Here is a 26780-nt window from a genome sequence, read left to right as displayed (position 1 = left end):
AAATTGTGATCACTTCCTGTACACCTTTATTAAACACTATTTTATGACCCATGGCAAGAGCTTTTGTCTATGTGGAGAGATTTGGAGTCTATGTGGTATTTGCTTTTTCTGGTAGCATGTGAAATATGGTATAATAGCACTAATCAATTTCTAGGAAAATAGATACAGAAAGGGGCTGAAAGATGTCTCATATTATTGAATTGCCAGAGGTGCTGGCAAACCAGATCGCAGCAGGAGAGGTTATTGAACGTCCTGCCAGTGTGGTGAAAGAGTTGGTAGAAAATGCCATTGACGCGGGCTCAAGTCAGATTATCATTGAGATTGAGGAATCAGGTCTCAAGAAGATTCAAATCACAGATAATGGTCATGGTATCCCTCACGATGAGGTGGAATTGGCCCTGCGTCGCCATGCAACCAGTAAGATAAAAAATCAAGCAGACCTCTTTCGGATTCGGACGCTTGGTTTTCGAGGTGAAGCCCTGCCCTCTATCGCTTCTGTCAGTGTTCTGACTCTGTTGACGGCGGTGGATGGCGCGAGTCATGGGACCAAGCTCGTCGCGAGTGGAGGTCAAGTCGAAGAAATCATCCCAGCGACTAGCCCTGTGGGGACCAAGGTTTGTGTAGAGGACCTCTTTTTCAACACGCCAGCCCGTCTCAAGTATATGAAGAGCCAGCAGGCGGAGCTGTCTCATATCATCGATATTGTCAACCGTCTGGGATTGGCCCATCCTGAGATTTCTTTTAGTTTGATTAGTGATGGCAAGGAAATGACACGAACAGCAGGAACTGGTCAGCTGCGCCAAGCCATCGCAGGGATTTACGGTTTGGCAAGTGCCAAGAAGATGATTGAAATTGAGAACTCTGACCTAGATTTCGAAATTTCAGGTTTTGTTTCCTTGCCTGAATTGACACGAGCAAATCGTAACTATATCAGCCTCTTCATCAATGGGCGATATATCAAGAACTTTCTGCTCAATCGTGCAATTTTAGATGGTTATGGCAGCAAGCTCATGGTGGGACGCTTTCCGTTGGCTGTTATTCATATCCATATTGACCCTTATCTAGCGGATGTCAATGTGCATCCGACCAAGCAAGAAGTGCGAATTTCCAAGGAAAGAGAGCTAATGGCGCTTGTCTCAGAAGCTATCGCAAAGAGTCTTAAGGAACAGACCTTGATACCTGATGCTTTAGAAAATCTTGCCAAATCCACCGTACGCAATCGTCAAAAGGTAGAGCAGACCATTCTCCCACTCAAAGAAAATACGCTTTACTATGAAAAAACGGAGGTAACTAGACCCAGCCAAGCTGAGGTGGCTGATCACCAGGTTGAATTAACTGAGGAGGGTAGGGACCTAACCCTGTTTGCTAAAGAAACTTTAGACCAATTGACTAAGCCAGCAAAACTGCATTTTGCAGAGAGAAAGCCTGTCAGCTATGACCAACTAGACCATCCAGAACTAGATTTAACCAGTCTCGATAAGGCCTATGACAAGCTGGAGCGAGAAGAAGCATCCAGCTTCCCAGAATTGGAGTTTTTCGGACAAATGCACGGGACTTATCTCTTTGCTCAAGGGCGAGATGGCCTCTACATCATAGACCAGCACGCTGCTCAGGAACGGGTCAAGTATGAGGAATACCGAGAAAGTATTGGCAATGTTGACCAGAGCCAGCAACAACTCCTAGTACCTTACATCTTTGAATTTCCTGCGGATGACGCCCTTCGTCTCAGAGAAAGAATGCCTCTCTTAGAGGAAGTGGGTGTCTTTCTAGCTGAGTACGGAGAAAATCAATTTATCCTGCGTGAACATCCTATTTGGATGGCAGAGGAAGAAATCGAGTCTGGTATCTATGAAATGTGTGACATGCTGCTCTTGACCAAGGAAGTTTCTATCAAGAAATACCGAGCAGAGCTGGCTATCATGATGTCCTGCAAGCGGTCTATCAAGGCCAACCATCGTATCGATGACCACTCAGCCAGACAGCTCCTCTATCAGCTCTCTCAATGTGATAACCCTTACAACTGTCCACATGGCCGTCCTGTTTTGGTGCATTTTACCAAGTCGGATATGGAAAAAATGTTCCGACGCATTCAGGAAAATCATACCAGTCTTCGTGAGTTGGGGAAATATTAAGAACACAAAAAGCCTTTGTTCCTTTTCGAACAAGGCTTTTTAGTTTTTCCAAAGTGGGAACTTGATTGGACATGGGCAACTTGACACGAGGTTTACACTTGCTTGACAAGATCATTTCTAAAAAAATATTACGAAAACTGAATTAGGGGATTCAAGGTTTTGTAGAGTCGTCTTTGTCTGAAGGATTCTCAAGACCAATTACCTTATCAAGATAACGTTGTTTGGTTTTAAGAGCCTTGTTGATAGCAATCGCTGAAGCAATCAATAGAACAAAGGTTAGCCAGATCCAAGCAGTGAAATCGGCTGGGAAACTAGAACCGGCTAAAAAGAGATAGATAGCCAGAGCTAAGACGAAAATATAAATCACTTGCCAGAGGCCAAAGGATTTAACTTCTTTATAGTATTTATCCTTATCTTCCTCCAAAATCACTGCCGTGGAACCTTTTTCAAAGTTTTCATCCAGTAAGAGATAGTCAGTTGTTACTTGAAAAATCTTGCTTAATTCAATGATTTTTTCGATTTCAGGAAGTACTTGTCCAGACTCCCATTTGGAGATGCTTTGCCGAGAAACATTGATTTGTTCTGCTAGCTTTTCCTGGGACCAACCTTTTTCCTTTCTGAGCTCAAATAGTTTTTCTGCGAGTTTCATTATTCTATCCTCCTTTTTCTACTTCTATCCTAACAATTTTTACTTATAAAGAGAATACAATCTCCTGTACTATTTGTCAACCAGAGGTTGCACCTTTTGTTGCAGTCTGTCTTGGGGAAATATGGTATACTAGATAGGCAAAATAAGGGAGAAAAAATTATGTACGAATATCTTAAAGGAATCATTACCAAAATCACTGCTAAATATATCGTCCTTGAGGCAAATGGTATCGGTTATATCTTGCATGTAGCCAACCCTTATGCCTACTCAGGTCAGGTTAACCAAGAAACTCAGATTTATGTGCACCAAGTTGTCCGCGAGGATGCCCATCTGCTTTATGGTTTTCGCTCAGAAGATGAGAAAAAACTTTTTCTTAGTCTGATTTCGGTCTCAGGGATTGGTCCTGTATCTGCTTTGGCTATTATCGCTGCCGATGACAATGCTGGCTTGGTTCAAGCCATCGAGACTAAGAACATCACCTACTTGACCAAGTTCCCTAAAATTGGCAAGAAAACAGCCCAACAGATGGTGCTGGACTTGGAAGGCAAGGTAGTCGTGGCTAGTGATGACCTTCCTGCCAAAGTCGCAGTACAAGCCAGTGCTGAAAATCAAGAGTTGGAAGAAGCTATGGAAGCCATGCTGGCGCTAGGCTACAAGGCAACAGAGCTCAAGAAAATCAAGAAATTCTTTGAAGGAACGACGGATACAGCTGAGAACTATATCAAGTCTGCCCTTAAGATGTTGGTCAAATAGGAGAAGAGTATGCCAAAACGTTGTTCGTGGGTCAAGATGACCAATCCGCTCTACATCGCCTACCACGACCAGGAGTGGGGACAGCCTCTTCATGATGATCGCGCTCTTTTTGAACTGCTCTGTATGGAGACTTATCAGGCTGGTCTGTCTTGGGAAACGGTACTAAACAAACGCCAGGCTTTCCGAGAAGCATTTCATGGCTATCAAATTCAAGCGGTCGCGGAAATGACAGATGGGGAGTTGGAAGCCTTGTTAGAGAATCCAGCCATCATCCGAAATCGGTCCAAGATTTTTGCTACGCGTGCCAATGCCCAAGCATTTTTACAAGTTCAGGAAGCATATGGCTCCTTTGATGCCTATCTCTGGTCTTTTGTCAATGGACAAACCATCATCAATGATGTCCCTGACTATCACCTAGCTCCAGCTAAAACGTCTTTATCTGAGAAAATATCCAAGGATCTCAAAAAACGAGGCTTCAAGTTCACAGGTCCAGTCGCGGTTTTGTCATTTTTACAAGCTGCTGGTCTGGTTGACGACCATGAGAATGATTGTGAGTGGAAGGGGAATTAAATGATGTCTAACAAAAATAAGGGAATTCTGATTTTTGCGATTCTCTATACAGTTCTCTTTGTGTTTGATGGCGTTAAATTGCTGGCTTCCTTGATGCCATCTGCCATTGCGAATTATCTAAAATATCTAGTCTATGTAGTATTAGCTCTATATGGCTCTTTCTTGTTCAAGGATAGATTGATTCAACAATGGAATGAGATTAGAAAGACTAAAAGAAAATTTTTCTTTGAAGTTTTAAAGGGCTTTCTTCTTCTCTTTCTAATGACTATCCTTTTTGCTCTCCTTTCGGAAATATTGAAACAAGTTTTGGGTTTGAGTGGTCAAGGGCAAAATGAGGCTAGTATACAAAGTGCTTTTAAAGAACAACCCATACTGATAGCAGTTTTTGCTTGTATCATTGGACCTCTGGTAGAAGAATTATTATTCCGTCAAACTCTATTGAGATATTTGAGAAAAAGTCTGCCAAGTTGGTTGAGTATCTTTATAGTCGGACTTGCCTTCGCCCTAACCCATATGCACAGTTTGGCTTTATCAGAGTGAGTCAGTGCAGTCGGTTACCTAGGTGGGGGCCTTGCCTTTTCAATTATTTATGTGAAAGAAAAGGAGAATATCTACTATCCCCTACTTGTTCATATGTTAGGCAACAGCCTCTCCTTCATTATTTTAGTTATCAGTAGTATGTGACGTTTTAGTAGTTATACAAGAGAAAAAGCTGAGAAACTCTTCTCAGCTTTTTTTATTATAGTCAAAGCGAATGACTTGCTCTTTTGCATCCACATAAGCATGGACGCCGAAGGGTACAATGACTCTTGGTGTGGCATGGCCAACGTTTAGATTATAGACAATCGGGATATTGCTATCAATGGTGTCCATTAAAGCCTCTTTATAGTCGTCATAGAAGTTTTCATCCATAGGTTTTCCGACCAAGAGTCCACTGATGACCTCAAATACCCCAGTTTCTTTTAAAGCCTGCAACATCTTTTTGAAATCATCAGGTTCAGGTTTTTCTTCGCTTGTTTCTAGTAAGAGAATTTTTCCTTTCCAGTCGGATAAGTCAGGGAAGAGTTTGTACTTTTGGCAGAGTTCTATACTGTCTGCATATCGAGAATTGTCAAAGATATCATAGAGGGACTCAAGACAACCACCGAGGATTTCTCCCTCAAACTGAGCATTTCCTTGTAACAAGTCAAAACCTGTATTTACATGGCTGATACGAGCTGTTCCCAGAGCATTGGGACTAAAGTCAGTCCGTTCCTCATACCAAAGGTCGCTAGGGCGGATTTCTGAGATTCTTCCAGTCTCGATCAGTTCTTTAAAGTAGTGGAGGCTATAGGGCAACATCTCCTTGTCCAATTCACAAATATCTGCTAAAAAGGATTGCCCATAAAAAGTCTTGACCCCTAGTTTGTGCAACATAAGGTGGTTCATAGTGGTATCCGAGAAGCCAAGAAAAATCTTTTGTTTGATAATCTTTTGTAGTTGGCCATTTTCAAAAAGATAAGGTAGCAAGCGATAGGTATCATCCCCACCGATGGCACAGAGGACCATGTCGATGCTATCGTCCGAAAAGGCCTGCATCAAATCTTCTGCACGCGCCTCAGGATGGTCCTTGATAAAGTCTAAGCCTTTTAGCGAATGGGGCAAAAAGATAGGATTGAGTCCCAGATCCTTGAGACGTTGGACACCCAAATCGACTTCGTGTTTGACAAAATCCTCTCCGATAACACCACTAGACAAACTAACGATACCAATAGTAGAAACCATATCTCATCCTCCTAGAAATAGATTGATACTCTTCGAAAATCAAATTCAAACCACGTCAGCTTTGCCTTGCCGTACTCAAGTACAGCCTGCGGCTAGCTTCCTAGTTTGCTCTTTGATTTTCATTGAGTATGAGCCTATTTTATCACAAAAGATGAGAGAAAACTATAAGAATGAAACTCAGAAGTGCTATTGAATCTCAAGAAAGCAAGTGAAAAAGCAACCGCCTGAGCAGTTGCTTTTCGTTTTTCTAATCTCGCTAGATATGAGTTACTTGGTCAACTCCTGATTATAGGAGAGGGCTAAATCAATCCAGTAAGGAAGCTCTTTTTGACCTTCGATATCTAGATCTATATAGCCATGATAAGGTCGCCCTCTCATCAATGTAGTAGGAGCTCCTGTTCGGGGTAGAACTTGCTTTTCCATTTCTTTGCCAATTCTCACCATAACCAGTTCGTCCTTTCTGGAACTGACTGTAAGGACCATTTTCCCACGAATCATAAAGGCCAGGCCACCAAACAATTTCTTTTCTTCTAACTCTTCTTCGAAAATTTGGGGAGGAAGTTTAAGTGCTAGAATTTTGCGAATCTGCTGAGCTAAGGATTGACTATATGCCATAGCGTTTCACTTTTCTTAATAACGTGATGGGCCTGCGCTTGCGCTTCGGATATTGAAGCGTTTTTTGAGATAGAAGCGAAGGGCGAGAAGGGCTGCTCCTAGAACAGCCAAAGGCAGTGGAGCAAGGATTGGATTGAGAGCTGCTGGTAGGAAGCTTGTTGCGAAGAAGACAGCCAACCAGAGAAGCATAGCAGCGAGGATGACGAGGATTGATTTCCAGAAAGGAGGGCGCTGGCTACGATCTGTGTCTGGTCCATAATACTGGTAGACAAAGTAGTACATCAAGTAGAAGGCAACACCTCCAACAAGCCCAACCAACAAGAGGGTAATCAAACCATAGCCAATGGCCTGGTCTGTAGAGAAGAAGTTGGTCAGAGCGCTAACCAGTGCAAAGAGACTGGTGATAAAAAGGGCTGAGTCCATAATCATGAGTTTTGGATCATCATTTTCTTTTGGATGCTCTTTTTCGTACTGTTCCTTGACTGTAAAGCTATGAGCCCAGTGAGTTGGAGCGCCGTAGAGGGAACGAGCTGTCGTTCCTTTGACTTGTTCTTCAAGGATTTTAGGAATAACTTCCTCAAAAACAGCCTTGATTTCAGCATCTGTTTTGCCATCTTTGATAAATTGCTGGGTAGCAATATGGATAAACTCTTGGTTTTTCTTGGTTAATTTTTGTAAATCAATTTGTGACATGGGGACTCCTTTTAGAACCATTTTTTATGGATGAGGTAGAGAGTGAGCGAAACACTCATAGCAAAGGCGATAAAGACGATTAACCAGAAGGCGTGAGGTTCACCATTGAGGGGGATTTCATTGTCTTTAAAGTTCATCCCGTAGGCGGAGAAGACCATGGTCGGAATGGACATGACGATGGTCACGAGAGCCAAGGTTTTCATGATGTTGTTCTGGTTGTTGGAAATGATAGAAGCAAAGGTCTCTGTCATCGAATGAAGGACGTTTCCATAAATATCTGCCATCTCGATGGCCTGTTGGGTTTCAATCAAGGTATCTTCGAGCAGGTCTTCGTCTTCAAGGTATTTTTTGATATTACTGGTTGCGCTCGTCAGCTTTTTAATCACGCGCTCATTTGTTTTGAGTGAGGCCTTGAAATAGACGATGGTCTTTTCTAACTCCATGAGTTCAATCAATTCTTCGTTACGAGTAGACTGGTGCAGTTGGCTTTCAATTTGCTCGCTTTTACGATCAATGGAACGAAGAGCGGTCAGGTAGAGCTCGGCATTGCGATAGAGAATCTGAAAGATAAAGCGGGACCGCATGAAGGTGTAAAAATTCCGTAATCTACGATTGATAAAAATATCGAGGACAGGCAAGGGCTCCAAGCAAGTTGTAATAATCGTCTCTTCGGTAATGATGATCCCAAGAGGGATGGTCACGTAGTAGGTGCGGTTATTTCTTTCCTCTGTGATGGGGACGTCCACGATGATCAAGGTATATTCATCTTCGATGGTCACACGAGACATTTCCTCGGCATCGAGCGGCGCTCGCAAGTCAGCGATATCGATGTCAAAAGCGTTGGCAATTTCGATGGATTCACTCTGAGTAGGATTGACGAGATTGATCCAAGTACCCGGTTCAAGCGTATCAATCTCTTTAAATTCTGTAGTTGTTGAGAGAAAGACTTGTTTCATATCTCCATCCTTTCCTTATTATTCAGATTTTTTTCACACCGTACTATTATACTACAAAATCAGCTTTTTGGGTAATAGAATTTCAGTTTTTTTGGTATAATGGAAAGCAATAATGGACTAGAAAGAACAACTATGCAAGATAAAATTGTCATACATGGGGCGCGTGCCCATAATTTAAAAAATATTGATGTGGAGATTCCGCGGGACAAGCTGGTCGTGGTGACGGGTTTGTCTGGTTCTGGGAAGTCGAGTTTGGCTTTTGATACCTTGTACGCTGAGGGGCAGCGTCGTTATGTAGAGAGCCTGTCTGCCTACGCTCGTCAGTTCTTGGGCAACATGGAAAAACCTGATGTGGATGCCATTGATGGTCTTAGCCCTGCTATTTCCATTGATCAGAAAACGACTAGCAAAAATCCTCGCTCAACCGTTGGAACCACGACTGAAATCAATGACTATCTGCGTCTCCTCTACGCGCGCGTGGGGACGCCTTACTGTATCAACGGTCACGGAGCCATTACAGCCTCGTCTGTGGAACAGATTGTGGATAAGGTCTTGGAATTACCAGAACGTCAACGTCTGCAAATCTTAGCACCAGTCATCCGTAAGAAAAAAGGGCAGCACAAGAGTGTCATTGAAAAGGTTCAGAAAGACGGTTATGTCCGCGTCCGAGTGGATGGGGAAGTTTATGATGTGACCGAGGTGCCAGAGCTATCCAAGAGCAAGCAACACAATATCGATGTAGTGGTCGACCGTATTGTCATCAAGGAGGGCATTCGTAGCCGTCTCTTTGACTCGATTGAAGCCGCCCTTCGTATCGCAGAAGGATATGTCATTATCGATACCATGGACGATTCTGAGTTGCTATTCTCTGAGCACTATGCCTGTCCAGTCTGTGGCTTTACCGTACCAGAACTAGAACCTCGTCTCTTCTCCTTTAACGCGCCTTTTGGTTCTTGTAGCGAGTGTGATGGGCTAGGAATCAAGCTAGAGGTGGATGTTGACTTGGTGGTTCCTGATACCAGCAAAACTTTACGTGAGGGAGCCTTGGCACCTTGGAATCCTATCTCATCTAACTACTATCCAAACATGTTAGAGCAAGCCATGACTGCCTTCGGAGTGGATATGGATAAGCCTTTTGAAGACTTGTCAGAAGAGGATAGGAACTTGATTCTCTATGGTTCAGATGGCAAAGAGTTCCATTTCCACTATGAAAATGAATTTGGCGGTGTGCGGGATATTGACATTCCTTTTGAAGGAGTGATTGGCAATATCAAGCGTCGTTACCATGAAACCAATAGTGACTACACGCGCACCCAGATGCGCCTCTACATGAATGAGCTGACCTGCGGAACTTGCCACGGCTACCGTCTCAATGACCAGGCCTTGTCTGTTCGTGTAGGTGGCGAGCAAGGACCGCATATCGGTGAAATCTCAGACCTGTCTATCGCAGACCACTTGGAGTTGGTGAGCCAGTTGACCTTGTCGGAGAATGAAGCCATTATCGCCCGTCCCATTCTCAAGGAAATCAAGGATCGTTTGACCTTCCTCAATAACGTAGGCCTCAACTATCTGACCCTATCTCGTTCGGCAGGAACCCTGTCAGGTGGGGAGAGTCAGCGGATTCGTTTGGCGACGCAGATTGGTTCCAACCTATCAGGTGTCCTCTATATCCTTGATGAGCCGTCGATTGGTCTCCACCAGAGGGATAATGACCGTTTAATTGCTAGCTTGAAAAAGATGCGTGACTTGGGCAATACTCTCATCGTGGTGGAACACGACGAAGATACCATGCGTGAGGCGGATTATCTGATTGACGTTGGTCCGGGTGCTGGTGTTTTTGGTGGGGAGATTGTGGTTGCAGGAACACCCAAGCAGGTGGCTCGCAACAGCAAGTCCATCACAGGCCAATATCTATCAGGTAAACGTGCTATTCCAGTCCCAGAGGAGCGTCGCGTAGGCAATGGGCGCTTTATCGAGGTGACAGGAGCGCGTGAGAACAACTTGCAAAATGTTACTGCCCGCTTCCCGCTAGGGAAATTCATCGCAGTAACGGGGGTATCGGGTTCAGGGAAATCGACCTTGATCAACAGCATCCTCAAAAAAGCCATTGCCCAGAAGCTAAACCGTAATTCAGACAAGCCTGGTAAATTCAAGACCATCACAGGGATTGAGCATGTAGACCGCCTGATTGACATTGACCAGAGTCCTATTGGACGGACGCCGAGGTCTAACCCTGCTACCTATACGGGAGTTTTTGACGACATCCGGGACCTCTTTGCCCAGACAAATGAAGCCAAGATTCGAGGCTACAAGAAGGGCCGTTTCAGTTTCAACGTCAAGGGTGGTCGTTGTGAAGCCTGCTCAGGTGACGGGATTATCAAGATTGAGATGCACTTCTTGCCAGATGTTTATGTGGCTTGTGAAGTCTGCCACGGTACCCGCTACAACAGTGAAACCTTAGAAGTTCACTACAAGGAAAAGAACATCTCGCAAGTCTTGGATATGACCGTCAACGATGCGGTAGAATTCTTCCAACACATTCCCAAGATTCAACGCAAACTTCAGACCATCAAGGATGTCGGACTGGGCTATGTAACCTTAGGACAACCGGCTACCACCCTTTCTGGGGGGGAAGCCCAGCGTATGAAGTTGGCTAGTGAACTCCACAAACGCTCAACAGGCAAGTCATTCTACATTCTCGATGAACCGACGACAGGGCTTCATACTGAGGATATCGCTCGCTTGCTTAAAGTCTTGGCTCGCTTTGTCGACGATGGCAATACAGTCCTCGTCATCGAGCACAATCTGGATGTTATCAAGACTGCAGACCATATCATCGACTTGGGACCTGAGGGCGGTGTCGGTGGCGGAACCATCATCGCAACAGGAACTCCAGAAGAAGTAGCGGCTAATGAAGCCAGCTACACAGGACACTATTTGAAAGGAAAGTTACATCATGAATAAACGTGTGCAAGCATTTCTAGCGAAAATGCAAGAAAAAGAACTAGATGGAATCATTATCAACAACCTTAAAAATGTCTACTATTTGACAGGATTTTGGGGCTCAAATGGAACAGTCTTCATCAGCCGTGACCGCCAAGTCTTAGTGACAGACTCTCGCTATATCATTGCTGCTAAGCAAGAAGTAACAGGTTTTGAGATTGTGGCTGACCGTGATGAGTTGGCTGTCATTGCAGGCATTGTTAAGGATATGAGCTTGTCTCGCGTCGGTTTTGAAGATGAAATTTCAGTTTCTTATTACCACCGTATGCAGGCTGCCTTTGCGGGAATCAACTTGTTGCCACAGACTCAGTTTGTTGAAGCACTCCGTATGATTAAGGATGAGAAAGAGGTTGCGACCATTCGCAAGGCTTGTTCCATCTCAGATCAAGCTTTTCGCGATGCGCTTGACTTTATCAAACCAGGAAAAACTGAAATTGAAATTGCCAACTTCCTTGACTTCCGCATGCGTGAGTTAGGAGCGGCAGGTTTGTCTTTTGATACCATTTTAGCAAGTGGTATCAACTCTTCCAAACCCCATGCCCACCCCATGCATAAACCCGTAGAGCTAGGAGAAGCAATTACCATGGACTTCGGCTGTCTCTATGATCACTATGTCAGCGATATGACACGTACCATCTATCTAGGCCATGTCAGTGACGAGCAAGCAGAGATTTACAACACAGTTTTGAAAGCCAACCAAGCTCTGATTGACCAAGCTAAGGCAGGTCTAGGTTTCCGTGACTTTGACAAAATTCCACGTGATATTATCATCGAGGCAGGCTATGGCGACTACTTTACCCACGGTATTGGACACGGTATCGGACTGGATATTCACGAAGAACCTTACTTTAGCCAAACTTCTACTGAAACTATTAAGTCTGGCATGACCTTGACTGATGAACCAGGTATTTATATCGAAGGGAAATACGGGGTTCGTATCGAAGATGATATCTTGATCACAGAGACAGGTTGCGAATTGTTGACTTTAGCATCTAAGGAATTAATTATTATTTAAGAAAATTATGATAAATCGTTGACTTTTATATTCTAAAGGTTTATACTGAAAGACGAAAACGGTAGGTGAGGCTACCATAGGGATACGGATGACTACCGCAAAGCAGTGGAGACACTACTCGTTGGTCAACAGTCCTGGTCGCGAAGGCCAAGACTAAGCTCATTACATCGCCCTATGGAGTTAAAGCTTGAACGAAAAAACAGATAATTAGTTTTTTAATCCTGCCATTTTTATGGTGGGATTTTCTGCTGTTTTAAGAAAAAGAAAGGAGAAAAACGATGCAAATTGACGATCATCCAGAACCGCACATACACAGCCAATCGCTGATTTGTGTCGTTCTGCCCTTATAAAGTGATTGGTCTCTGTGTATGAAACACATCATTCATACAGATAGGAGAAACCAATGAAAACTACAAAAGAAAGATTAGCAACAGCTATTCACACACCCTTAAACGAAACTCTATCTTTTTATAAGACAAGTCTAACAGGCTTGACTGAGGAGCAGGTGGAGAAAAATCGTGACCTATATGGCGAAAACACCATCACCAAGGGTCAAGAAGATAGTATCCTCAAAAAGATTTACGAATCTATTATCAATCCATTTACAATCATCCTTCTTGTCATTGCTATGATTTCCATGGTGACCAATGTCTGGTTGGCAAAGCCTGGACAAGAAGATCCGACGACCTCTATCATCATCGTCGTTCTCGTTCTAATCTCTGGTGGCATACGCTTTGTCCAAGAACTGCGGAGTGACAAGGCTGCGACCAACCTATCAAAAATGATTGTGAACACAGCCACAGTTATTCGCGAAGGCCAGAGTTTAGAGGTCGCAATTGAAGATTTGGTCGTTGGAGATATAGTCAAGTTAAGTGCTGGGGACATGATTCCAGCAGACCTCATTTTAATTGAAACACGTGATTTCTTTGTCCAACAATCTGGTTTGACAGGTGAAAGTGACTCAGTTGAAAAACTGGCCTTGTCAAAAATGAGTCAGTCAAACTTTGATAGTCTACTAGAAGCAGAAGCGCTCGCTTTTATGGGAACCAATGTGATATCAGGAAGTGCCAAGGCTTTGATTCTAGCGGTCGGTGATGACACCATGATGGGAGAAATCGAGCAAACTCTCAATACCTATGACGAACCGACCTCTTTTGAACGGGAGATGAACAGCATCTCTTGGCTCTTGATCCGTTTGATGTTAGTCATGGTTCCCATCGTCTTTCTCTCCAATGGCTTGACAGATGACGACTGGCTGGAAGCAGGTGTGTTTGCACTGAGTGTTGGTGTTGGATTGACACCTGAGATGCTTCCTATGATCATCACGGCTAGTCTAGCAAAAGGCTCCATTATCATGGCCAAGGAAAAAGTCGTCATCAAAAAACTCAATGCCATACAAGATCTAGGTGCTATTGATATCCTATGCACGGATAAAACCGGAACCCTTACCCAAGACGAAATTGTCCTTGAATATCCTTTGGATATACATGGAGATTTGGATTTATCTGTGTTGAGACGTGCCTATCTCAATTCCTATTTTCAAACGGGATTGAAAAACTTGATGGACCGTGCCATTATCAGTAGAACTGAAAAAGAAGCTAAAGAACACGCTATTCTACAAAATTTGGATACTAGCTTCCAAAAAATCGATGAATTGCCCTTTGATTTTGAACGCAGGCGGATGAGTGTTATCGTCAAAGATGAGAACGAAGTTGTTAGTTTGGTAACCAAGGGTGCCCTAGAGGAAATGCTTGCGATTTCAACCCATGTGGAATATCAAGGTCAGATTAGCCCTTTGACGGATGATATCCGAGTGGAGATCTTAAAAGAAGTAGACCAACTCAATCAACAGGGCTTGCGAGTCTTGGGAGTTGCCTATAAAACAGGTCTAAAAGAAGGTTTTGCTTACTCAGTTGAAGATGAAAAAGAGATGATTCTAACAGGATATCTTGCCTTTCTAGATCCACCAAAACCATCAGCAGCACCTGCTATCCAAGCTTTGTTAGAACACGGTGTTCAAACAAAGATCTTGACGGGGGACAATGAGAAGGTAACCCAGGCAGTTTGCGAAAAAGTTGGTTTAGATGTTGATCAAATCTTGTTGGGTTCGGATATTGATGCCATGACGGACGAAGAGTTGGCTCAAGCAGTTGAGAAGGTGACTGTCTTTGCCAAACTTTCTCCGGATCAAAAAGCACGAATCATTTTACAAATCAAATCGAATGGACATTGTGTCGGCTATATGGGAGATGGGATCAATGATGCCCCTTCAATGAAAGTAGCAGATGTGGGGATTTCTGTTGATACAGCAGTAGATATTGCCAAAGAAACCGCTGATGTCATTTTGCTAGATAAGGATTTGATGGTGCTTGAAAAAGGGCTGGTTGAAGGACGCAAAGTCTATGCCAACATGACCAAATATATCAAGATGACGGTCAGCTCTAATTTCGGGAACATTTTCTCTCTGTTAGTGTCTGGTATCTTTTTACCTTTCCTTCCTATGGCTCCGATTCACTTGATTGTGTTAAACCTCGTCTACGACCTTTCTTGCATTGCCTTACCATTTGATAATGTAGATGAAGACTTTTTGAAACATCCTCATAAGTGGGAGGCTAAGTCTATTACTCGTTTTATGATTTGGATGGGTCCGATTTCGTCTGCCTTTGATATTTTGACCTTTATCTTGCTGTATTTTGTCATTGTCCCAATGGCGACAGGTCAAGCTTATACTCACGGAGCAGAGTCTGCAACGGGCTTTATCATCTTGTTCCAGACAGGTTGGTTCATTGAATCCATGTGGTCCCAAACCATGGTTATCCATATGCTTCGTTCAGCAAAGCTTCCTTTCTTACAAAGCCGTCCATCATGGTTTGTTCTTGGAACAAGCTTGCTAGCTGCTAGTTTTGTGACCTTCCTTCCCTACTCTTCAATTGCTAGCCTTCTTCATTTAGCCCCTTTGGAACCAATTTATTTCCTCTTTTTGCTTTTGATTATCGTTCTCTATATGATAAGTGTTACAGTTGTGAAACGATTGTATATCAAAAAATTTAAAAGTTGGTTATAAATTGATTTTGTCAAGAAAAAAGTACGAAAATCGCTAAAAAAGTTAAATTTTTTTAAAAATAGGTCGCAAGTCGGATGTTTTTTATGGTATAATAGACTAAACTGATAGTAACATGTAGCGAAAGGGGTAGGTACATGATCAAAATTTATACAGTCTCAAGTTGTACTAGCTGTAAAAAAGCGAAAACCTGGCTCAATGCCCACCAGTTAAGTTATAAAGAACAAAATCTCGGTAAAGAAGGAATTACGAGAGAAGAGTTATTAGACATTCTCACGAAAACAGATAATGGAATTGCCAGTATCGTTTCGTCAAAAAACCGCTACGCTAAAGCACTTGGAGTTGACATTGAAGATTTGAGTGTCAATGAAGTGCTCAACTTAATCATGGAAACTCCACGGATCTTAAAGAGTCCGATTCTCGTTGATGAGAAGCGCCTGCAAGTCGGCTATAAAGAAGATGATATCCGTGCCTTCTTGCCACGCTCTGTCCGTAATGTAGAAAATGCAGAAGCACGTCTACGTGCAGCTCTATAAAACATCAAGGCTGGGAGTGACTCCTGGCCTTGTTTGCTCTTTTGTTTTAAAATCATGTGAGGAATTATGAAAAAGTTACTAATTGCTAGTTTTGCTCTCCTCTTTTTGCTTGCGGGATGTGGGCAAAAAAAGGAAACTCCTGCTGCTTCCACAACAGCATCTGAACCTCTCCAATCCAACCTTCCCGTTTTGGACAATGCCGAAAAGAATACGGTTGTCACCAAGACCTTGTTGATGCCGAAGTCAGAAAATGGGACGCAACAGACTCAAACGATTACTTATAAAGGCAATCAATTTTTGACCTTGACCATCCAGCAAAAACGACCTGTCGGGGATGAACTCAAGACCTTTATCTCTGAAAATGGCCTAGAGGAAACGCAAAAAGCGCTTTTAGAAGCAGAAGAAAAGGATGAGACTATCCAAGAGGTACGCAAACTGGCAGGATTTACACTGGAAACCAAGCTACTCAGCGAGACAGAAATCCAGACCACAACGACTTATGATTTTCAAGTTTTGGATGTCAAAAAGGCAACTCAGCTAGAATATTTAAAAAATATCGGTCTTGAAAATCTCTTAAAAAACGAACCTAGCCAGTATATTGCTGACAGAGTGGCAAATGGGGCGGTAGAACAGTAAGAAAATCCAAATAAACAAACTGATTTATTTGTAGAACGTAAGGAAATATGCTATAATAGTAATATTCTAAGGAAAGAGGGTGTTAGAATGGGATTTACTGAAGAAACTGTACGGTTTAAATTGGATGATTCCAATAAGAAAGAAATTAGCGAAACGTTGACAGACGTCTATGCTTCTTTGAATGACAAGGGCTACAATCCGATTAACCAGATCGTCGGTTATGTATTGAGTGGTGACCCTGCCTACGTTCCTCGTTATAACAATGCACGAAATCAAATCCGTAAGTATGAGCGTGATGAAATTGTTGAAGAATTGGTACGCTACTACCTTAAAGGACAAGGGGTCGATCTATAATCTATGAGAATTATGGGATTGGACGTCGGTTCAAAAACAGTGGGCGTTGCCATTAGCGATCCCCTAGGCTTCACTGCTCAAGGACTTGAAATCATCCATATTAATGAGGATCAGGGCCAGTTTGGTTTTGACCGTATCAAGGAATTGGTTGATAGCTATAAGGTGGAGCGCTTTGTAGTTGGTCTACCTAAAAACATGAACAATACCAGTGGACCGCGGGTAGAAGCTAGTCAAGCCTACGGAGCAAAATTAGAGGAACTTTTTGGTTTACCAGTAGACTATCAAGATGAGCGTCTGACGACTGTCGCTGCGGAACGTATGTTGATTGAACAAGCAGATATCAGCCGTAACAAACGCAAGAAAGTTATTGATAAGTTGGCTGCTCAGCTGATTTTGCAAAATTATTTAGATAGAAAATTTTAAGACAGAGGAGAAACTATGTCACACGATCACAACCACGATCACGAAGAACGTGAATTGATTACACTTGTTGATGAACAAGGAAATGAAACTTTATTTGAAATCCTTTTGACCATTGATGGAAAAGAAGAATTTGGTAAAAACTATGTTCTTCTAGTGCCAGTTAACGCAGAAGAAGATGAAAATGGTGAAGTTGAAATCCAAGCTTACTCATTCATCGAAAATGAAGACGGAACAGAGGGTGAATTGCAACCAATTCCAGAAGACTCAGAAGACGAATGGAACATGATTGAAGAAGTCTTTAACAGCTTTATGGAGGAGTGATACAGTCTGGGAGACTGTATCAGCCCTGCTTCTAGAAATAAGAAAAAGCAGGAACGTTCGGGGGACATTTTTAGCCCAGTTCCTTTAAATAAGAGAGAACTGGTAAGTCTGGGAGACTGTATCAGCCCTGCTTCTAGAAATAAGAAAAAGCAGGAACATCCAGTAAACATTTTTACCCCTGCGCCAGAAATTGGAAAAGCAGGAACGTTCGGGGAACGTTTTTAGCCCAACTCCTGAAAATTAGAAGAGTTGGAACATCCAGTGGACGTTTTTAGCTCACGTTGAAATTCATAGTAGCTAGTGATTAGCTAACCAGGTAAGAGGTCGGGATTGTTGTCCCGGCCTCGTTTTTTATTTGCAATCATACTTTGATGCAGTGGTTGATTGGACTTTTGTTAAGGAGACATGTATGTTTGAAGTAGAAGAATGGCTCCATAGTCGGATTGGTTTAAACTTTAGATCTGGACTTGGAAGAATGCAGCGAGCAGTGGATTTGCTAGGGAATCCTGAGAAGGCTTATCCCATTATCCATGTAACAGGAACTAACGGTAAGGGGTCAACTATTGCCTTTATGAGGGAGTTGTTTGTAGTTCATGGAAATAATGTTGGCACCTTTACCTCTCCCCATATCATCAGTTTCCATGATCGAATCTGTATCAATGGGCAAGCAATAGCTGATGCAGATTTTATCCGTTTGGCGGAGCAAGTTAAGGAGATGGAAAAAACTCTTTTGGGAACACATGACCAGCTGTCCTTTTTTGAGTTGCTGACCTTGATTGCTTTCCTCTATTTTAGGGAACAAGAAGTAGATTTGGTTTTGCTAGAAGTGGGGATTGGTGGTTTACTAGACACGACTAATGTGGTAACTGGAGAGATTGCAGTTATTACTTCCATTGGCCTAGATCATCAGGAGACCTTGGGCGATAGTCTGGAGGAAATAGCCGAGCAGAAAGCTGGTATCTTCAAGACTGGAAAGAAGGCAGTCATTGCCAATCTTGCTCCAGAAGCTGAGCTTGTCTGTCAAAAAAGAGCAAGAGAGTTAGCTGTAGACCTTTATCAAGCTGGGCAAGATTTCACCTTGAAAGCTGGAAATTTTTCAAGTAGCCTAGCAAGATTTTCCCAGCTGAAAATCGGTTTGGAGGGTGTTTATCAGCAGGAAAATGCCGCCTTGGCTTTACAAAGCTTTCTACTTTTTATGGAGTCAAGAGAGGAAAAAGTCGAAGAAGAGTTTGTTAGACAGGCTTTGAAGAAGACTCACTGGGCAGGTCGATTGGAACGGATTCGCCCGCAAATCTACCTAGATGGGGCTCACAATCTTCCAGCCTTGACTCGTCTAGTAGAGTTTATCCAGGGGAAAATCCAGCAAGGTTATCAAGCCTGCATCCTTTTTGGTGCCCTTAAACGCAAAGATTATCAAGGGATGTTAGGTTATCTATCTGAGCGGTTGCCTCAGGTGGAACTTAAGGTAACGGGCTTTGACTACCAAGGTTCCTTGGATGAGAAGGATGTGGCGGGTTACGATTTGATTTCTTCCTATGGGGACTTTATCAGAGAATTTGAAGAAAAGGCCAATGATCAGGATCTGCTTTTCGTGACTGGATCCCTCTACTTTATCTCAGAAGTCCGAGCAAGTTTGGTAGGAAGTGATAAGATTGGTTGACCTTCTAGGTTTAAGTTGCTATACTTGAGGTAGGAGGTACATCTGGAAACGATTCCAGCAAAACATTGGCACAAAAGAAAGGAAATCGCTATGAAAACGAAAACATTCACACTTTCTATTGCTTCCCTAGCAATTCTTAGTCTTTTAGCAGCTTGTGGACCTAAGGCACAAGCCCCTACCCAGCAATCTGCTCAGCAACCATCTACTCAACAAGAGTCATCTTCTAGTGCTGCTACAAGTGCTAGCCAACCACAGGCGTCCTCGAGTCAGGACACTACTGTAGCTCAACCTACGAACATCGATGGTACCTATACTGGAAAAGATGAGAATGACCAAATCACTCTTGTTGTAACAGGTAAAACTGGTACATGGACTGAGGTCGAACCAGATGGAGATAAGGAAATCAAGCAAGTCAGCTTTAAACCAGAAAAACAACGTGTCATTATCGGTGATGATGTCAAAATTTACACGGTTAATGGTAATCAAATGATTATTGATGATATGGACCGAGAGGCATCTGACCGAGTGGTATTAACTAAGCAATAATGATTAAGTTAAAGTTCCAATGAGATGAAATCCATCTTTTTGGAGCTTTTTTGTTTAAAAACGTGACCAGTGGTTCTTTACCGTTTTTTACTTAAAGCGCTTACAAATATTTGTAAAATGAAGGATAAGGTCGTATACTTAAGGTAAATAATCAAATAGCGCAGAGGCGCAGGAGGAAACGCATATGGCTACATTTTACGTTCCATCAGTTAACCTTATTGGTAAAGGTGTTGTAAATGAAGTAGGTCCGTATATCAAGGAATTGGGGTATAAGAAGGCCCTTTTGGTGACAGACAAGTTCATCGAAGGCAGCGATATTTTACCTAAGGTCCTAAAACCATTAGATGCTGAAGGGATCGAATATGTGATCTTTAGCGATGTGGAGCCAAATCCAACTTGCAAGAACGTCACAGACGGAGTGGTTGCCCTGAAAGAGCATGGATGCGACTTCATCATCAGTCTTGGAGGAGGATCTCCTCAGGATGCAGCTAGTTGTATCTCTATCATCGCTACAAATGGTGGAAAACCACAGGACTACGAAGGTCTCCACAAGTCTGCTAAGAAAGGCTTGCCAGTGGTTGCGATCAATACAACAGCTGGAACTTCTGCAGAAATTACGATTAACTATGTCATTACTGACGAAGAACGCAAGGTCAAGATGGTAATGGTTGATAAGAACAGCCTTGCCCTCATCTCTGTCAATGATCCAGAACTTATGCTTTCAAAGCCGAAAGGATTGACAGCAGCGACAGGTATGGATGCTCTTACCCACGCTGTTGAAGCCTTGGTAACACCAGGTGCTTATAATGTGACCAAGAAACTCTCTATCGGAGCGATTGAGCTCATCAAAGAGTATCTTCCTCGTGCTGTGGCAAATGGCCAAGATATTGAAGCGCGTGAGGCGATGGTCAATGCCATCTTCCTTGGCGGTATGAGTTTTAACAACGCTGGTTTGGGCTACGTTCACTCAATGGCTCACCAACTTGGTGCAGTGTATAATTTACCACATGGTGTCTGCTGTGCCATGCTTCTCCCGGTTGTTGAACGTGAAAATGCCAAACGTGTACCAGAAGCTTTTCGCAATGTAGCCAAGGCTTTGGGACTCCATGTTGAGGGGAAAACAGACCAAGAATGTGCAGACTATGCTATTGCTGAAATTGAAAAACTGTCTGAAACAGTAGGTATTCCGAAGAAACTCACTGAACTTGGTATCCAAGAAAAAGACTTTGATTTTGACTATCTTTCTAAAAATGCTTTGATCGATGCTTGTGCGCCAGGCAATCCATTCATGCCAACTTTAGAAGAGACCATTGCTCTTTATAAAGAGCTCTTCTAGAGATTAACTCAAGAGGAAGCGACGTATTCCCGAAAATATAAATAATATTGGAAAGAACTATCATTATGGTAGTTCTTTTTAAGCCTCTTAATCCCCTAGTTAAAAATATAAAAAGGGGTAGCACGTCATATAGTGAAGGAGCAGTTTAAGAATCTTGCAGTTCTTGGAATAGTTTGAATAGAAAAAGGTAAAAGGTTGCCATCTACCCCTGAACTGAGGTATACTAGTAGAAACAATAGTTTATCAAGCAGTTAAGGAGAATGTTAGAAAAGAAAGGGGATGTATGACAGCTAGAAAAATGCAGCTACTCATGTCCAAATATGGTTTCAGTATTACCATCATGTTGGCAGAGTTGTTTATCGTCTTTGGTTTATTTCTCTATCTAGGGCAAATGGCTCCAATTGTCTGGATTATCCTAGTCATTTTAGTGAGTTTAGCGACCATTGTATCGATTGTCAATCGGTCTATGAATCCTGAGAGTAAGGTAACATGGCTGTTAGTAGCCTTTGTGCCAGTGTTTGGCCCCTTACTCTATATCATGTTTGGAGAGCGTCGTTTATCTAAAAAAGAAATGAAGCAGCTGAAGCAGCTCCAATCAATGGTTGATAGAGAGGACAATAGCAGAGCTCTCCGTTTGGAGTTAAAGGAACAAGACAAATCAGCTTACGGCGTTATCAAATCACTCCTCAGTATGGACACGAATGCTGATGTCTATGATCGAACGGATACTCAATTTTTTGCCTCTGGTGAAAGTATGTGGCACCAGATGCTAGAGGATCTCAGGAAAGCGGAGAAATTTATCTTTCTTGAATACTATATCATCGAAGAAGGCTTGATGTGGAATAGTATTTTGGAGATTTTGGAAGAAAAGGCAGCTCAAGGAGTAGAGGTGAAGCTTCTCTATGATGATATTGGTTGTATGGCAACCTTGCCTGGGGATTATACCATCCAGCTTCGTAGCCGAGGGATTGAAGCCCATAAATTTAACAGGGTGATTCCACGTTTGACTGTTGCTTATAACAACCGTGATCATCGTAAAATCATGGTTATCGATGGTCAAATTGCCTATACAGGTGGTATCAATCTGGCCGATGAGTATATCAACCATATCGAACGCTTTGGTTACTGGAAGGATAGCGGTATTCGTCTGGATGGTCCAGCAGTAAAGGCTTTTACCAGACTCTTTTTATCCACCTGGTATATCAATCGTGGAGAGATTAGTGACTTTGACCAATACCATCTTGAAAATCAACCTAGAGACGGGATGGGGCTCTGTATTCCCTATAGTAGTGGCCCTAAACCTATTTACCGATCTCAGGTTGGAAAAACGGTCTATCAAAACCTTATCAATCAAGCAACAGACTACATTTATATCACGACACCCTATCTGATTGCGGACTATGATCTCACAGAAAGTATCAAAAATGCAGCTCTGAGAGGGGTAGATGTGCGAATTGTGACACCTTGTATCCCAGATAAGAAGGTCATCCAATTGGTTACTCGTGGAGCCTATCCAGATTTGCTATCCGCGGGAGTTCGCATTTACGAGTACAGTCCCGGATTTCTTCATAGTAAGCAAATGCTGGTCGATGGAGAAGCAGCAACAGTGGGAACCATCAATTTTGACTATCGTAGCTTGCTTCACCACTATGAAAATGCCGTCTTGCTTTATAGAACGCAATCTATCATCGATATTGAGAGGGACTTCGAAGAGATTTTTAAGGTTTCTCAAGAAATCTATCCCCACACAATCAAAACAAGCTGGTACCAAAGCCTCATTAAGGAAATTGTCCAGTTGTTTGCACCCATGCTCTAACTATCCATCGAGATCTAGCCCAAGGCTGGATCTTATTTTTTCTTCTTACGAATAGATAGGTAAAGGAGAAAAACATGCTCAATCTAGAAGATGAAGATTTTATCAGAGAGTATAGAAATAGTCGATTCCACCGTTTTCGTGAAATCGAACGCTTTGCGATTTTGGATAAGAAATTCAGCAAATATCAATCCCAAGCTGACATTCCTGTAAGATTTTGATATACTAAAACAGATAAACTTAGAGGAGAAATTGAATGAACGTATACGGGAAAATAGATGAGAAACAAGAAGGATCTCATTACCAAGACTGGTCAGTGCCAGAAAAGAGAGAAGGAGCTCCCGTTCCCTTTTTTAGTATCATGCTTTGGAGTTTAGTGGCCACAGCCATTTCGGTTGTCCTGCCTTTTATTTTTGGCTTAGTCAGTCCGCAACAAACTCAGGATCTTTATACCGGTTGGGCCTTGCATCAAAATGGTCAAATGTATACAGATTATTTTGGGACGGAGGGATTGCTCTATTATGTGCTAACCTACCTTTTTCAAGGCAGTATTCTGATTGCTTTGGTTGAGTGGTTGGCTTTGTTTGGAGCAGGTGTTTTTCTTTTTAAGGCTGCGGATACTCTTGTCGGCCAAGAAAAGGAGGCGAAGCGAGTTGTCTTTATTTTATACTTGCTTGTAGCTGGCCTCGCTTTTGGTGGCGGTTATGCTCTCTTGCTAGCCCTACCTTTCCTATTTTATTCATTGAGTATCGTTACAAATTATCTAGCTTTTCCAAAGGATGATAAAGGATTTGTACGAGTGGGGATGAGCCTTGCACTTGCTTTCTTCCTTGCGCCAATCCCAACCGCCTTGTTTGCGGCTGTATTGGCCTTGGGCATCATTGGTTTTAATCTACGTAAAGGCCGCTTTGTTCATGGTTTATATCAATTTTTTGCATCAGCATTAGGATTTTCACTCTTATTCTATCCTTTGGGCTATTACACGGTGTTGACAGGAAGTTTTGGAGATGCCATTAGCCAGACCTTATATCCAGTAAATACTCTTAGCCTCTTTTCAAATTCGCATTTGCTTGAAAATGCAGCCTTCTATGGTTTACTTGCTATTGGGTTAGGTTCCCTTGGTTTGCTCTTTACTGGTTTATTCCAGTCAAAACCAGCCAAGAAATATGCCTTATCAATTGCTGCTAGCTTGGGCTTGTTGGTTTCTTTGGGAATCTTGATTCTCTCAAATGAACCTGTCAACGGTACTCGTCTCGTTATCCTCCTTCCTTTCTTGGTATTGCTCCTTTTGACAGGAATCAAGGAAGATGTTTCTGAGGGAGGTAGTCGTCGTAGAAGAAGACGTGAGAAACAAACTTCTTTCTTTAAAGGAAATTTTTATCTACCACTGATTGCCCTTGCCTATCTTATTGTTCTTCCTATCGTAAGTCGCTACCTTTCACACCCAGCGACTTATCAGGAGAGAGAACGTCTTGCTAGTATGGTCAAACAGCAAACGAGTTCTGAGGATCGTGTCTATGCTTGGGATGATCGTTCAGATTTCTATCGTGCAAGTGAACGCTTGGCGCCAACTTCTCTAGTGACACCAATACTCTATACTGCAAGCGACGAAAATAAAACCAAACTGATGAATGATCTGAAAGAGAATCAACCGAAGATGATTGTGGTCAATCAAAAAGTTGCCTTGTGGTCAGATGTAGAGAGCTGGCTCAGTGAAAACTATGAGCTTGTTCAGACAAGTACTAGCGAGTTCAAACTTTATAAATCAAAATAACAAAAATCAATATCTTGTGGAATTTTAAAAAATTTAGGATTTTTGACACAAGATATTGATTTTTATCTTTAGAGTGGTATAATACTGAATATAAACAATTCAACAATATTTTAGAAAAGAGCATGGATATGATTGTATTAGAAGAAAAGCTTGCAACCGTTCCCACCTTGTTTGTTGAAAAACGAGATGGTAGACGTGTGGTGTTTGATGTAGACAAGATTGACAAGGCTCTCCACAAGGCGGCGGAAAAGGTTATGGACGTTACGCCTCTAGTAGAAAAACGCCTAAATGGTCTGGTTGAAAGAATCGTCACTGAAATTCACAGTCGCTTTCCTCAAGGTGTCAAGATTTACGAAATTCAGAATGTCGTAGAACATGAACTCCTTGAAGCCAAAGAATATGCCTTGGCTGAGGAGTATATCACTTATCGGACACAAAGGGATTTTGAGCGCTCAAAAGCGACAGATATCAACTTTAGTATCCATAAGCTGCTCAATAAAGATCAGGCAGTTGTCAATGAAAATGCCAATAAAGACAGCGATGTCTTTAATACCCAGCGTGATTTGACAGCAGGGATTGTTGGGAAGTCAATCGGGCTACAAATGCTTCCTAAGCACGTAGCCAATGCTCACCAAAAAGGGGATATCCACTATCATGATCTGGACTACAGCCCCTACACACCGATGACCAACTGCTGTTTGATTGATTTTAAAGGCATGTTGGAAAATGGTTTTAAGATTGGAAATGCGGAGGTAGAAAGTCCCAAGTCTATCCAGACTGCGACCGCTCAAATTTCACAAATTATCGCCAACGTTGCTTCTAGCCAGTATGGGGGCTGTTCAGCTGACCGTATCGATGAAGTCTTGGCACCGTATGCAGAGAAGAATTACCAGAAACACCTCAAGGATGCGGAAGAGTGGGTCTTACCTGACAAACGGGAAGATTACGCTTGGAAGAAAACGCAGAAAGATATCTACGATGCCATGCAATCTCTCGAGTATGAAATCAACACTCTCTTCACTTCAAATGGCCAAACACCTTTTACTTCGCTAGGTTTTGGTCTGGGAACCAATCGTTTTGAGCGTGAAATTCAAAAAGCTATTTTGACCATTCGTATCAAGGGTCTTGGTTCAGAACATCGAACAGCCATCTTCCCCAAACTCATCTTTACGCTAAAAAGAGGACTCAACTTAGAGGAAGGCTCACCTAACTACGACATCAAACAGTTGGCCCTCGAGTGTGCAACCAAGCGGATGTACCCGGATGTCTTGTCCTACGATAAGATTATCGAGTTGACAGGCTCTTTCAAGGTTCCTATGGGATGCCGTTCTTTCCTTCAAGGATGGAAAGATGAAAATGGTGTTGAGGTCAATTCAGGTCGGATGAATCTAGGTGTTGTGACAGTCAATCTGCCTCGTATCGCCCTCGAGTCTGAAGGGGATCTGAATAAGTTTTGGGAAATCTTCAACGAGCGGATGAACATCGCAGAAGATGCTCTGGTTTACCGTGTTGAACGGACCAAGGAAGCAACACCAGCGAATGCCCCTATCCTCTATCAGTACGGAGCCTTCGGTCGCCGTCTTGGAAAAGAAGAAAGTGTTGACCAACTCTTTAAGAATCGCCGTGCGACAGTTTCACTGGGCTACATTGGTTTGTACGAAGTGGCTACTGTCTTCTTTGGAAACAGCTGGGAAAGTAATCCAGAAGCCAAGGAATTCACACTGGATATCATTCGCGATATGAAACGTCGTGTGGAAGAGTGGTCTGACCAATATGGTTACCATTTCTCTATCTACTCCACACCGTCTGAAAGTCTGACAGACCGCTTCTGTCGCTTGGATACAGAGAAGTTCGGCTCTATTCCTGATATTACGGATAAGGAATACTACACCAACTCTTTCCACTACGATGTCCGGAAAAATCCAACACCGTTTGAAAAATTAGACTTTGAGAAAGTTTACCCAGAAGCAGGTGCGTCAGGTGGTTTCATCCATTACTGTGAATACCCAGTCCTTCAGCAAAATCCTAAAGCCTTGGAAGCTGTTTGGGACTATGCCTATGACCGAGTTGGCTATCTAGGGACCAATACTCCGATTGATCGTTGCTATAAGTGTGACTTTGAAGGAGATTTTGAACCAACTGAAAGAGGATTTGCTTGTCCAAACTGTGG

Annotated in this window: 23 protein-coding genes, 1 pseudogene and 1 riboswitch; of the genes and pseudogenes, 19 read left to right on the top strand and 5 right to left on the bottom strand. The window is 42.7% G+C overall.

The features are described from left to right. Positions 1-182 precede the first annotated feature (182 nt). On the top strand, positions 183-2132 hold the full coding sequence (mutL, locus tag SORDD24_RS03540) for a DNA mismatch repair endonuclease MutL (protein ID WP_061407459.1): 1950 nt from the start codon (positions 183-185) through the stop codon (positions 2130-2132). Between the two features lie 151 nt (positions 2133-2283). Here mutL and SORDD24_RS03535 read toward each other — a convergent pair whose 3' ends face one another. Next, entirely contained in the window at positions 2284-2781 is a 498-nt protein-coding gene (locus tag SORDD24_RS03535; RefSeq protein WP_061407456.1) for a helix-turn-helix domain-containing protein, read from the bottom strand. Between the two features lie 159 nt (positions 2782-2940). On the opposite strand from SORDD24_RS03535, the gene ruvA reads away from it, so the two are divergent. From ruvA to SORDD24_RS03520, 3 genes and pseudogenes are all read left to right on the top strand, one after another. Next, complete coding sequence (gene ruvA, locus SORDD24_RS03530; RefSeq protein ID WP_061407453.1) at positions 2941-3534, top strand: Holliday junction branch migration protein RuvA; 594 nt, start codon at positions 2941-2943, stop codon at positions 3532-3534. Positions 3535-3543: 9 nt separating this feature from the next. Beyond that, complete coding sequence (locus SORDD24_RS03525) at positions 3544-4104, top strand: DNA-3-methyladenine glycosylase I (RefSeq protein ID WP_061407450.1); 561 nt, start codon at positions 3544-3546, stop codon at positions 4102-4104. After that, positions 4105-4788, top strand: a pseudogene (locus tag SORDD24_RS03520) (CPBP family intramembrane glutamic endopeptidase). 42 nt (positions 4789-4830) lie between these two features. Here the strand turns inward: SORDD24_RS03520 and SORDD24_RS03515 are convergent. From SORDD24_RS03515 to SORDD24_RS03500, 4 genes are all read right to left on the bottom strand, one after another. Next, positions 4831-5868 (bottom strand): S66 family peptidase, encoded by a 1038-nt coding sequence (locus tag SORDD24_RS03515; protein ID WP_061407447.1) that lies wholly within the window; start codon positions 5866-5868, stop codon positions 4831-4833. A gap of 267 nt (positions 5869-6135) precedes the next feature. Further along, complete coding sequence (locus SORDD24_RS03510) at positions 6136-6483, bottom strand: TfoX/Sxy family protein (protein WP_061407444.1); 348 nt, start codon at positions 6481-6483, stop codon at positions 6136-6138. 15 nt (positions 6484-6498) lie between these two features. After that, entirely contained in the window at positions 6499-7176 is a 678-nt protein-coding gene (locus SORDD24_RS03505) for a DUF1129 domain-containing protein (protein WP_042903006.1), read from the bottom strand. A gap of 11 nt (positions 7177-7187) precedes the next feature. Next, the gene (locus tag SORDD24_RS03500; RefSeq protein ID WP_061407443.1) at positions 7188-8132 is read right to left on the bottom strand and encodes a magnesium transporter CorA family protein; all 945 of its coding nucleotides are present in this window, start codon (positions 8130-8132) and stop codon (positions 7188-7190) included. A 132-nt stretch (positions 8133-8264) separates the two neighbouring features. On the opposite strand from SORDD24_RS03500, the gene uvrA reads away from it, so the two are divergent. From uvrA to nrdD, 15 genes are all read left to right on the top strand, one after another. Continuing rightward, positions 8265-11096, top strand: coding sequence for an excinuclease ABC subunit UvrA (gene uvrA / locus SORDD24_RS03495; protein ID WP_061407441.1), 2832 nt, complete (start codon positions 8265-8267; stop codon positions 11094-11096). Next, positions 11089-12150: a M24 family metallopeptidase gene (locus SORDD24_RS03490; RefSeq protein WP_061407439.1), complete on the top strand. Its 1062-nt coding sequence runs from the start codon at positions 11089-11091 to the stop codon at positions 12148-12150. Before uvrA ends, SORDD24_RS03490 begins: the two co-directional genes overlap by 8 nt. A gap of 55 nt (positions 12151-12205) precedes the next feature. Beyond that, a riboswitch (M-box (ykoK) riboswitch) is annotated at positions 12206-12357 on the top strand. Positions 12358-12553: 196 nt separating this feature from the next. Next, a complete protein-coding gene (gene mgtA, locus SORDD24_RS03485; RefSeq protein ID WP_061407436.1) occupies positions 12554-15214 on the top strand; it encodes a magnesium-translocating P-type ATPase in 2661 nt (886 codons plus the stop codon). A 134-nt stretch (positions 15215-15348) separates the two neighbouring features. Beyond that, the gene (gene spx, locus SORDD24_RS03480) at positions 15349-15747 is read left to right on the top strand and encodes a transcriptional regulator Spx (RefSeq protein ID WP_000591165.1); all 399 of its coding nucleotides are present in this window, start codon (positions 15349-15351) and stop codon (positions 15745-15747) included. 66 nt (positions 15748-15813) lie between these two features. Further along, positions 15814-16383 carry an SP0191 family lipoprotein gene (locus SORDD24_RS03475; RefSeq protein WP_033630419.1) on the top strand — a complete coding sequence of 190 codons (570 nt, stop codon included), beginning with the start codon at positions 15814-15816 and terminating at the stop codon, positions 16381-16383. An 87-nt stretch (positions 16384-16470) separates the two neighbouring features. Continuing rightward, a complete protein-coding gene (locus tag SORDD24_RS03470) occupies positions 16471-16737 on the top strand; it encodes an IreB family regulatory phosphoprotein (RefSeq protein ID WP_000507059.1) in 267 nt (88 codons plus the stop codon). A gap of 3 nt (positions 16738-16740) precedes the next feature. After that, complete coding sequence (gene ruvX / locus SORDD24_RS03465) at positions 16741-17160, top strand: Holliday junction resolvase RuvX (protein ID WP_009013577.1); 420 nt, start codon at positions 16741-16743, stop codon at positions 17158-17160. Positions 17161-17175: 15 nt separating this feature from the next. After that, entirely contained in the window at positions 17176-17481 is a 306-nt protein-coding gene (locus tag SORDD24_RS03460) for a DUF1292 domain-containing protein (protein WP_000017624.1), read from the top strand. A 409-nt stretch (positions 17482-17890) separates the two neighbouring features. Next, positions 17891-19141 carry a bifunctional folylpolyglutamate synthase/dihydrofolate synthase gene (locus tag SORDD24_RS03455; RefSeq protein ID WP_061407433.1) on the top strand — a complete coding sequence of 417 codons (1251 nt, stop codon included), beginning with the start codon at positions 17891-17893 and terminating at the stop codon, positions 19139-19141. Between the two features lie 90 nt (positions 19142-19231). After that, a complete protein-coding gene (locus SORDD24_RS03450) occupies positions 19232-19687 on the top strand; it encodes an SP_0198 family lipoprotein (RefSeq protein WP_061407430.1) in 456 nt (151 codons plus the stop codon). Between the two features lie 184 nt (positions 19688-19871). Beyond that, complete coding sequence (locus SORDD24_RS03445) at positions 19872-21023, top strand: iron-containing alcohol dehydrogenase (RefSeq protein WP_061407427.1); 1152 nt, start codon at positions 19872-19874, stop codon at positions 21021-21023. A gap of 283 nt (positions 21024-21306) precedes the next feature. After that, on the top strand, positions 21307-22839 hold the full coding sequence (gene cls / locus SORDD24_RS03440) for a cardiolipin synthase (protein WP_061407424.1): 1533 nt from the start codon (positions 21307-21309) through the stop codon (positions 22837-22839). Positions 22840-22913: 74 nt separating this feature from the next. Beyond that, on the top strand, positions 22914-23057 hold the full coding sequence (locus tag SORDD24_RS11285) for a hypothetical protein (protein ID WP_196757264.1): 144 nt from the start codon (positions 22914-22916) through the stop codon (positions 23055-23057). Between the two features lie 35 nt (positions 23058-23092). Next, complete coding sequence (locus SORDD24_RS03435; protein ID WP_061407421.1) at positions 23093-24610, top strand: hypothetical protein; 1518 nt, start codon at positions 23093-23095, stop codon at positions 24608-24610. A 128-nt stretch (positions 24611-24738) separates the two neighbouring features. Beyond that, a partial coding sequence (gene nrdD, locus SORDD24_RS03430; protein WP_061407901.1) for an anaerobic ribonucleoside-triphosphate reductase occupies positions 24739-26780 on the top strand: 2042 nt, incomplete at its 3' end.

Source organism: Streptococcus oralis (assembly GCF_001579175.1).
Classification (GTDB): Bacteria; Bacillota; Bacilli; order Lactobacillales; family Streptococcaceae; genus Streptococcus; species Streptococcus oralis_O.
This window is presented reverse-complemented; position numbering and strand designations above follow the sequence as displayed.